This window comes from Acidiplasma aeolicum, assembly GCF_001402945.1.
Lineage (GTDB): Archaea > Thermoplasmatota > Thermoplasmata > Thermoplasmatales > Thermoplasmataceae > Acidiplasma > Acidiplasma aeolicum.
The window spans coordinates 1-9,841 of the sequence record NZ_LKBG01000254.1 but is presented as its reverse complement, the minus strand read 5'-3'; the positions used below and the strand labels follow the sequence as shown (position 1 = coordinate 9,841).

10 protein-coding genes are annotated in these 9,841 nt (G+C 34.8%); 2 read left to right on the top strand and 8 right to left on the bottom strand.

What is annotated here, in order from left to right:
• Positions 1–200: Mov34/MPN/PAD-1 family protein (locus tag AOG54_RS07520; protein ID WP_201779330.1), on the top strand; the 200-nt coding region annotated here is incomplete at its 5' end.
• Here AOG54_RS07520 and AOG54_RS07515 read toward each other — a convergent pair.
• The 4 genes from AOG54_RS07515 to AOG54_RS07500 are packed head-to-tail and all read right to left on the bottom strand — an operon-like array spanning position 193 to position 2,821.
• Positions 193–1,221, bottom strand: a complete 1,029-nt coding sequence (locus AOG54_RS07515) for an mRNA surveillance protein pelota (RefSeq protein ID WP_048101699.1) — start codon at positions 1,219–1,221, stop codon at positions 193–195. The genes AOG54_RS07520 and AOG54_RS07515 overlap by 8 nt on opposite strands.
• Before the next feature lie 22 nt (positions 1,222–1,243).
• Positions 1,244–1,690: a Mut7-C RNAse domain-containing protein gene (locus AOG54_RS07510; protein WP_162200879.1), complete on the bottom strand. Its 447-nt coding sequence runs from the start codon at positions 1,688–1,690 to the stop codon at positions 1,244–1,246.
• A gap of 4 nt (positions 1,691–1,694) precedes the next feature.
• Positions 1,695–2,249, bottom strand: a complete 555-nt coding sequence (locus tag AOG54_RS07505; protein WP_048101700.1) for a UbiX family flavin prenyltransferase — start codon at positions 2,247–2,249, stop codon at positions 1,695–1,697.
• A 29-nt stretch (positions 2,250–2,278) separates the two neighbouring features.
• A complete protein-coding gene (locus AOG54_RS07500) occupies positions 2,279–2,821 on the bottom strand; it encodes a hypothetical protein (protein WP_048101701.1) in 543 nt (180 codons plus the stop codon).
• Between the two features lie 95 nt (positions 2,822–2,916).
• Here AOG54_RS07500 and AOG54_RS07495 point away from each other — a divergent pair, with 95 nt between their 5' ends.
• On the top strand, positions 2,917–6,186 hold the full coding sequence (locus AOG54_RS07495) for a S8 family serine peptidase (RefSeq protein WP_054964114.1): 3,270 nt from the start codon (positions 2,917–2,919) through the stop codon (positions 6,184–6,186).
• Here the strand turns inward: AOG54_RS07495 and AOG54_RS07490 are convergent.
• The 4 genes from AOG54_RS07490 to AOG54_RS07475 all read right to left on the bottom strand — a co-directional run.
• Positions 6,170–7,201, bottom strand: a complete 1,032-nt coding sequence (locus AOG54_RS07490) for a methionine synthase (RefSeq protein ID WP_048101702.1) — start codon at positions 7,199–7,201, stop codon at positions 6,170–6,172. The two genes, AOG54_RS07495 and AOG54_RS07490, sit on opposite strands and share 17 nt — an antisense overlap.
• Positions 7,202–7,203: 2 nt before the next feature.
• Positions 7,204–8,088, bottom strand: coding sequence for a hypothetical protein (locus AOG54_RS07485; RefSeq protein ID WP_054964113.1), 885 nt, complete (start codon positions 8,086–8,088; stop codon positions 7,204–7,206).
• Positions 8,089–8,160: 72 nt separating this feature from the next.
• Complete coding sequence (locus tag AOG54_RS07480) at positions 8,161–9,090, bottom strand: S66 peptidase family protein (protein ID WP_048101704.1); 930 nt, start codon at positions 9,088–9,090, stop codon at positions 8,161–8,163.
• Positions 9,077–9,841 (bottom strand): peptidase dimerization domain-containing protein (locus tag AOG54_RS07475; RefSeq protein ID WP_156324230.1); only part of this gene is annotated, 765 nt, incomplete at its 5' end. The genes AOG54_RS07475 and AOG54_RS07480, both read right to left, overlap by 14 nt.

Here is a 9,841-nt window from a genome sequence, read left to right as displayed (position 1 = left end):
TGTATTCCATACCCATTGATTTTTCATATGTTGGATCTGTGCATTCACATCCATCCGGAAATACAAGGCCGTCTGATGCTGATCTGCATATGTTCTCAAATACCGGGCAGATTCATATTATTGTTGGATACCCATATGATTTAAAAAATTATTCCGCATATAACAGAGCAGGAACTCCTGTTAAGTTGGACATTATTTGATTGAATATCTTAATATGGCACAGTATCCCCCAAATTTTTTTATAATTTCACCGGAATCAGAGTAACGGCTTATAACATGTATGTTTGCTGATCCATTTAAAATCGAAAGAAGCTCCCTTGTTTCCGGGGCATGAAATTTTTCCTCTGAAATAATTAAATCCTGAATTATACCCATCTGTGCATATTTTAATATATCCCCATAACCATATATGCTTGTGGCGCTTTTATTTAGCCCTTCAAGAAACTTATTTATAATTTTTTCATCCCTCATGAGCCTTGAATTTTTTAGAATATTTTCACTTTTTTCACTCCCCAGGAATTCATAAATTCCTCTTTTGCCCGTATCCTCAACGGCAAAATCATATTTTTTAAAATTTTTAAAATACGGATTCTGGTTAATGAAATTATAAAACTTAGAGTGTTCAAATCCAGGTCCTAGAATGATTAAAATAATAATATCCCTTATATTTTTTAAAACATATTCAATTTCCTGGTAATAACCTGATGATTGCTGCTTGACATCAAAATATTTTCCAGACTTTCCAGATTTTATGCTTGCAAGTTCCTGTATTCCATATGGTCTTAATGCGCATACTGTTGCCTCCTCATCATCCATGGAAATAAAATAAATTCCAGTACTCTGAGAGGTATCGGTTGCCTCCCTGAGTAGGTTTAAATCCTCATCTGTAAATTCTTTAATAAGGAGGAATTCATCATCGGTACCAAGAAAGATTGATTGATGGCTACCGGCTTCATCACCCTCTATTATCTCGCCAAGAATTTTAATCTTATCGGTATAAGGCTGAAAATCTACTTTTTCAACCTTTAATTTTACCTTAATTTTCTTTCTTTCTGTTGATTTTGCCCTGTCCATGTCGTCATTAAGCTCAACCCTTCTAAAAACATCAGATACTATTAGATCCCCGGGTTCAAGTAAATTTTTTATATACCAGAGATCGTCAAGTGTTTCTATCCGTATTTTTAACTCATCATTTCCAATATTATTTTCCAGTATTTTCAATGAATGATAATTAAAAGATCGGTTAAATACTTTTAAATTTTAAAATTTTATTAATTTCATTAAGAATTTTTTTATAATGAGAACCTTCCCAGTAATATTTATTGCATTTCTTACAGTATTTAACTGTTTTAAATTTTTGCCTGACCATTGTATATTTTAAAGGATCCAGCGTATCAGTGCTAACATCCACAAGAATTGAATTGCACACCGGGCATCTTGTAAAAAAAAGTTTTTTATCCGGTGGAAAGAGGCTTATTATTTCACTTACCTGATCTTTATAATCGGTGCTATCCAGAAATATTGAAAGCGAGTACCTTTTATAGAACTCTATATCCCTTGTTAATAGTATTAAATTATTTTCAATACAAATCTTGAGTATTTCATTATCATAATGTACATCCGGATATTCAACATCATAACCCATAAAGCGGAGCCATTCGCAGGCCCTTTTTGCCATATGGTCTGCCATAAATTTATGGGTGACTCCATCTTTTAGAAATTTCATTTTCAATTCCCGCTAAATCCATTACCCTTCCAACCATGGAATTAACCATATCGTCAACTGTTTTTGGCCTGCTGTAAAATCCCGGCATTGCCGGCGCTATTATCACACCACTTTCTGAAAGTGCAAGCATATTTTTTATCATGATTGTGCTCAGTGGTGTTTCTCTTGGAACTATTATAATCCTCCTTCTTTCCTTCATGGCAACAAGGGCCACCCTGGATATTAAGGTATCAGATATGCCAACGGCTATTTTGGCCATTGTGGATGATGAACATGGTATTATTATATAAGAATCAAAGATAAAACTCCCGGAACTTACTGTGGCAGCTATATTGGAATCATCATAAACATAATCAGCCAGATTTTTTATATAATTTAAATCATAATCAGTTTCCAGTTCTATTACCTTTTTTGCACTTTCAGATATTATTAAATGTATTTCAGCCTCTTTTATTTTTTCAAGAAGGCGTATGCCATAAATTGAACCTGATGCACCGGATAATCCAATAACAATTTTTTTCATTATTATATAATGCTTAAATTGTATTTAATTCATTTTTTTCTATTAAAGATAAAATAAAGAACAAACATCCCTGCTATGATGGCTATTATTGCCCCTGCCTCCTCGTACTGAACTGTTTTGCGTGCCACCACGGGTTTTGAAAATGAAAATCCAGGATATGCACCTGCATCAAGTGCCTGTATGTTTGTATACCCCTTAACATGAGAGGACACATTTTCTGTATCAAGAAATGCCTTTGTCATGTTTGCCATTGTTGGACTGCCTGTTTCAGAAAGTTTTAAAAGAAAGTATGCGCCGTATGGATTCATTGATGTATATGAAAGATCAAACACAATAAGATACTGCGTATCCACTGCTGACCAGTTATATGTTACATACTTTTTATTGTCAATAACATTAGAAAAAAAATTAACCCATACTGAATTTGATATATTATATTCTGTACCATTATAATAATACGTAATGGTCGGAAGCACGCTTGGTGGTGCTGGCAAATTCTGGGATGAATTGGCAACAGCCGGTGCGGCGATTAAGAACATGGATAGTAATATTGCTACCAGTATTTTGTACATTTAATACTGTATGTAAAATATGATTTAAATCTTTTTTTATTTAAAACCAAATTACCACAATTAAGTATTTAAATAAAGATTGTTTTTAGCTGTATATGCTCAAAAAGATTGTCGCCGGCATATTCATATTCATATTGATTCTATCATTTATATCATATGCTAGTTCAGGCCTCAATGAAAATCAAATTACAGTGGAGCCCGTATCCAGCCAAACAGGCCAGTATATGGCATACGTTCCATCCTACCTGCATCCTGTTGTTAATAAAATTTTAAGGTATAATAATATTAATTACACATATTATGGAAATATTTTAACTGCAACATATAATTTATATAATTATTATAATGAAAAAAGCATATTCGCATCATTGAATAATATAGGTATAAGCTCATTTAAATCAAATGATTCCAATGGATTTGTACCGTATTTAATTGTAAATACATCCAGATTCGACGGTGGTGCATACACGCCATATGATATATACAATGCCTATGACATTGGCTATATTGAAAATAGTGGATTCAGAGGTCAAAATACAACAATAACGATAGTTGATGCCTATGGTGATCCAAATATAATGTATGACGTTGAATCATTTGATAATATAACTGATTTACCCCCTGTAAATTTAAGCATATATACCCCTGTAGGCCCAATAACATCTGAAAATTCTGGCTGGGCCATTGAAACTGCAGTGGATGTTGAGTGGAGCCATGCCATAGCACCCGATGCAAAAATAAATCTCGTGCTTGCACCAAATTCAAATAGTACTCTTGTTCAGGCTGTGGCATGGGCAGTTGGCAACCTGTCTGAAAATGTGATATCCCTTAGCTGGGGTTCTGCCGAATCCTCATTAAATGCAAGCGAATTAAAGGTATTTAACAGCATATATATGGAGGCAGCTGATAAAAATATTACAGTGGTTGCTGCGTCAGGTGATAATGGTGCCGATGATGGTACATCAGCAAAAACTGTGAACTTCCCTGCCGCAGACCCCTATGTTCTTTCAGTGGGTGGAACAAGCCTTTACTGCCATGATGGGACATACTCACAGACAGCATGGTCTGGCAGTGGGGGTGGCTATTCATCGTATTTCTCCACACCATACTATCAGAACGCAACAGGCTATAATTCTACTCAACGCGGTGTTCCAGATGTATCCATGGTGGCAAACCCCAACACAGGGGTTCTTATTGTTGTGTCGGGAACCACATACAAAATAGGTGGTACAAGTGTGGGCACACCGATCTGGGCAGGAATAATTGCATTAATGGATCAGTATAATAACAGGTCTTTAGGATTGGTTAATCCATTATTATATCAGATAGCACGGACACATTTTTATTCAAAGGATTTCACTCAAATTACATCAGGCAGTAATAATGGCTACTCGGCACATTCAGGATGGAATCCGGTCGATGGCCTTGGAACTCCCATGGTAAGCAATCTGATTAATGATTCCAGGGTAATACTAAAGGGTTATGGATCAATTGTTTACCTCAATGGAACTGAAAATCTCACTGAAATCTCAGCAAGTATAGATGCTGGTCATAATAACCTTGAGGGTTTCAATGGAAGCACATATTATTTCATATCAATGTATGGTTCTTATAATAATTACGTTGAATTTGGAATACTTGCAAATCTTTCCGGATATTATTATCATTATATCATAGATGACGCGGGCGTGGAATTTAATGGCACATTCAATGGAGGCGGGGAAGCGAATCTTACAATTCTATATAATAATTATAATATAATATTTAAGGCAAATAATTCAAAAGTTAATGAAATAAACGGTATATTATTGAATGATGCCGGTTTTTATAAAGGGGCCATAGGCGTTCTGCAGGAAAATTCGGGTATTTACAATGCATATATACCGCATGGAACCTTTTCAAATTTAATAATTAAAAATAACAGTTACAGTTTAATACCCTATGCATACTATGAATCCCATGTATCTAGCCTTGAGAACCACGGTGATCTGGGAATAACATATAATAATAAGAATTTTACAGCAGCATTTTCATATAATATCACACCTGGATATCTGTATAAGAATGGCTATAAACCTGAAATACTGTATAATTTATCATACAGTAGCACATCGGGGCTGTTCCTTTATGCAAATAATGGCCAGAAAACAGTTTTCTATGTTAACGGTTTGAGATTAAAAGGTAACAGCGATAAACTTGACCCTGGGGTTTATAATGTCAATGCAACCATTTCTGGAATTAATGTTTCAAGAACCATATACATACCCAAAATATCAATATATAATATAAATACAATTCCTGAACCGGTTTACTTTAATGAATCAAAGTATATCATTGATGATTACTATTTTAAATATTCAGGAAATACCAATAATTTCAGTATATATGGAATTAATGGAAATAACAGTATAATAATATATTCTGATGGCTATAATACCATTTACGGCCATTTTAATTCGACTAAAACATTTACACTAAATCCAAAAAATATAACAATAACATTTTTTGTCTATAATGCCAACACAACCGTAATTGTTAATGGACGTAACATTCCTGGAAGTTATGGTATTTTTAAGGAATCAATTAGGCCAGAACACATAGCTGTAAATATTACCTCACCCGGATTTATCGGAAAAAACTTTACCATGAATCTTTATCCCTCAGAAAATGTATTCAGGGAATTTTTATTGCTGCCAAAATCTTCATTGTATAAAGTTACAGGTTATATCACAAATATAGAGTTTAATTATGCACTGGCGCATGTGGCAGTGTACAGCAATGGAAGAATATCGGGATATTCAAGCCCACAGGGACATTACATTGTCTTTTTACCGGCAGGGAAAAATACATTAAAATTTTCACTGGAATATTATAAAAACAGTACATTAAACATTAATGCAAATAAAAACATGAGTAATCAGAACGTTTCATTGGCACCGGCAAACATAAACCTGGTATATATACCATTTAAAATCACATATTTGTTCCCATTCATGTTTTATTTTCTTTACCTGTCATGGAATCAATATTCTGGTCCTGATTTTGGCCTATATGAAATATTTTATTCAACAAATCCCAATATGGTTGGATATCATGATAAAACTATTTTTACACAGGGTGTCGATTTTACGGTGCTAACCAATATAGAGCCGGGGAAAACATATTATATAATTATATCAGCATACACGGCCCAGGGAGCATTTATTTCCACATCAGAGGTTAAGGTAACATATAACCTGATAAACTACGGCATCAATGCACTAATAATAGGTGGCATTATTGCATACATTTTAATAATGATAAAAATATTCTTTAGAAAAAGGAAAAATGAGGAGGATTGGGATATATTTAACGAATTTCCTTAAGAATTTCCTGCCTTGCAATATCCATGTTTTTTAATTTTTCATATCCGATCTCCCTGGTTCTTGTTCTAAGTCCACAGTCAGGATTCAGGCGTATTAATTCGGGCGGGAGTATTTTTAAGGCATAATTAATTCTATCCTTTATTAGCTCCACCGGCTCAATATAATCTATATGTACATCTGTTACACCTAGACCCATAAATTTTTTCTTATCATTATGTTCATTAAAATACTTTAAATCAGTGTAACCGGGTCTGGAGGAATCATCAGTACCACGTTCGAGTGTATCACGATTTGCAAATTCAAGGTTAAAACCATCTATTTTTATGTCATCCATAACATCATAAAGAAGTCTATAATCAATGCTATAACAAACGTGCATCGAAAATTCAACATTATCTATTCCATCAACGGATTTATTTATTGAATCAACGACAATATTCATCTCATCCGGATGTGTTGTGGTGGCTGGCTCATCTATCTGAATTTCAAGCTTTTTGCCCGGATATTTTCTATCCCATTCCCTTTTCAGCTCCCTCATATCCTCATTAAGAAGCTTGGCAAATTCCATGGCAGTTTCATATCTATCCCTGTAGTGTTCATTAAATGACCAGTCCATCATTGTATAAGGGCCTGTAACAGGAATTTTTATATTTGATATATTATTTTCAAGAAGAAATTCTAACTCATCCAGATGGTATGGTTCCTTTCTTTCTATCCTATCAGTTATGCTACCTTTCTTGTAATATCTGTTATCAAAAGACCTGACCGGGCCATAGAATGTTATTCCGTTTATCCTGTTTGCCTGATGCTCATACATTTCCCATCTGAACATTTCTCCGCCAACACCTATATTATCCAGGCCGGCCTTTTTAAAAAGGTCTATGGTTTCAATGGTGGCCCTTCCTGCAAGTACGTTAAATTCCTCAGTTCCCTGAATTTTATGAAAAACAGAACTAAGATACGTTGGTTTTCTAAAACTACCAATTTCCTGTGATATCAAATATTTTTCTGACATTTTTAATCACCTATTTTTGACATAATTTCTATTTTTTTATCTGCAATCATCCTGGGGAGAAAATCAAAATATTCTGTATGCGTAATAATAATGGAATCAAGATCGTATTTTAGGGCCTCATTCCTTATATCCTCAGGTTTTTCCAGTTTTGTGTTGTATCCGTCTATTAATTTTATTCCTGGTTCATCAGAAATTTCTGATGCAATTTTTACATTGTTTTCATTATTATCGCATATTATAGATTTTGGTCTTCCCCTAATATTCTCCTTATATATATTTCCGGCTGTTATTAACCTTACATTGTATTCCTTAACAAAATCCTCCAGATTTAATACACTGTTTTTTTCATATGGTAGGGAATCAAAAAGGATCACATTTCTGGTCCTAAATTTTTTAAGTATCTGTACATAATTATTTAACAGCTGTTTTTCAAAGTCATTATATGCCATTTCCACCCTGGACATTTTAAAAAATGTATAGGGTGATGGCAAAAATGCATTAAAATCTTTACCATACTCGGCATATAGGGGGAGTGGGGGGTTTTCATTTAATGGTGTGAATTTATCTGGGGAATACTTTATACCACCAATTTCAGATACCTCTGGCATGCGGTAAAATGTATTTGTTTCCTTATATCTTGTAAGGGGACCTGGCTGCATGCCATCGGTAATAAGAACCAGGGGCCTAAAAATATCATACCAGTTAAATAATGGGTCTGTATATAAAATTTCATTATTATTTAACCGGTCATAGAACTCATGCTTTTCATCGTCAATGCGATCATTAAGTGCCGCGTCCGGAAGAAGACCTTTTTCCCATCTGCTGATGCTTAATCGCAATTCATTTGTTTTTGGATAAATGCCATAAACAAGGGTATTTATTTTCATTTTATCAAACGCTTATTTTATATTGTTTAAAAAATGTTTTTGATTTTTTTATGATTCCTGGTAATAATTTTATTAGTCAACAACGTTTTCAGAAAGGCTTATGTAGGGTTCCTCATCTGATATTCTGACCATTGCATTTAAAGGTATTATCATCTGTTCCTCACCATGCCCAAATGGTGCACCATAAAGTGATGGCTTATTTATTTCGTTCATAAATTTTTGTATTACATCCTCTATTGACGGCATTGGCTCTTCCTTATCAAATATGGCCTTAAAATCACCAAAGACAAAACCATTGAATTTATCCACAATATCTGCAAGCTTCATGCTGAAGAAATACCTGTCTATGTCACCTGATGTTACATCGGTATCCTCTATGAAGAATATTCTTCCGGTTGTATCCGGTATATAATTTGTACCAAGAAGTGATGCAACAAGGGATATATTTGTACCCATTGAAAGGCCCTCCGTATTTCCCGGTATAATGTATTTTATAAGCCGGTCCTCGTATATATTTATCTTTGTGGAATTGCCTGTTAGTATATCCATAAAATCCTTTATACTGGGTTTTGCAAAATCCTCTATATCTGATGCAACCATTGGGCCATGAAATGTTATAAGATTTGCATTCCTGTTTATTGCCAGATGCAGTGCGGTTATATCACTGTATCCCATAAATATTTTGGGATGATCACGTATTATATCATAATCAAGTAGTGATAGTATATGTATGCTCCCATAACCGCCCCTTGCACAGAAAATTGCCTTAACATTATCATCCTTAAAGGCTGACATTAACTCCTCAGCACGGTCCTTTGCGGGTGCTGCAAGATCATTTCTCTGGTTAAGCTTCTTTATATTTTTTCCCACTGTTACCCTGTAGCCAAGTTTCTTTAACCTAGATATACCCTTGGACAGCCTGATCATATCAGGTGCACTGGCCGGTGCTATTATCCTTATTTCATCCCCCGGCCTTAATTTCGGAGGCTTAATTCTCTCCATGATCACCACCAAATTCATTTTTTATTTTAACCAAGGTTTCCTGATTCTCCAAAATTTCCATAATAGAATTATATGCAACATTTATTGTCGTAAATAGATTATTAGCTGCGCGCTTTGGATTTGCTGCATTCCTGAATTCATCGGAATGCCCGGGTATGTTTGTTCCTATTTTCATATCAATATGCCCTGTCGGCACACTTAAACTCACATTGGCCTCGTCTGTACTGCCGCAGCCATATCCCTCTTCGTTATCTATATTATAGGCGTTTATATTAAATTTATTAAGATTTTTAAGCAGTATGGAATCTATGGTTTTGTTAGGCTTATATTCTGTATACATCGGCATGAGGTCCTTAATAATTAATTGCGTTCCAAAACCCTCTGAAACAGAACTGACAAGCCTCTTTATTTTTAAAACAAGTTTTTTAAGGAAATCTGATGAGCTTGACCTTACATCCACCTCAAGCACGGCCCGGTCAGGCACAACGTTTGATGCCCTGCCACCCTCCTTTATTATCATGCCTATGACAGAATGCTTATCATTTTTTATCCAGTCCCTCATATTATTAATTGCTGTATAGCTGGTAACAAGGGCATCAAGTGCGTTTATTCCATAGCATGGTGAGGCAGCCATATGGGCAGATTTTCCAAGAAATGTAAATTCCATCTCGGCGTCAGCAAGTGCCTTTGATCCAACAGCCCATCTGTCATCCGGATGCATGCCCATTACAAAATCTATATCCTTAAATGC

Excerpts from the sequence above, each read along its gene's own strand:
- AOG54_RS07485 (WP_054964113.1), bottom strand. The coding sequence starts at position 8,088 with ATGAAAATAAATACCCTTGTTTATGGCATTTATCCAAAAACAAATGAA.
- AOG54_RS07505 (WP_048101700.1), bottom strand. The coding sequence starts at position 2,249 with ATGAAAAAAATTGTTATTGGATTATCCGGTGCATCAGGTTCAATTTAT.
- AOG54_RS07480 (WP_048101704.1), bottom strand. The coding sequence starts at position 9,090 with ATGGAGAGAATTAAGCCTCCGAAATTAAGGCCGGGGGATGAAATAAGG.
- AOG54_RS07495 (WP_054964114.1), top strand. The coding sequence starts at position 2,917 with ATGCTCAAAAAGATTGTCGCCGGCATATTCATATTCATATTGATTCTA.
- AOG54_RS07510 (WP_162200879.1), bottom strand. The coding sequence starts at position 1,690 with ATGGCAGACCATATGGCAAAAAGGGCCTGCGAATGGCTCCGCTTTATG.
- AOG54_RS07490 (WP_048101702.1), bottom strand. The coding sequence starts at position 7,201 with ATGTCAGAAAAATATTTGATATCACAGGAAATTGGTAGTTTTAGAAAA.
- AOG54_RS07500 (WP_048101701.1), bottom strand. The coding sequence starts at position 2,821 with ATGTACAAAATACTGGTAGCAATATTACTATCCATGTTCTTAATCGCC.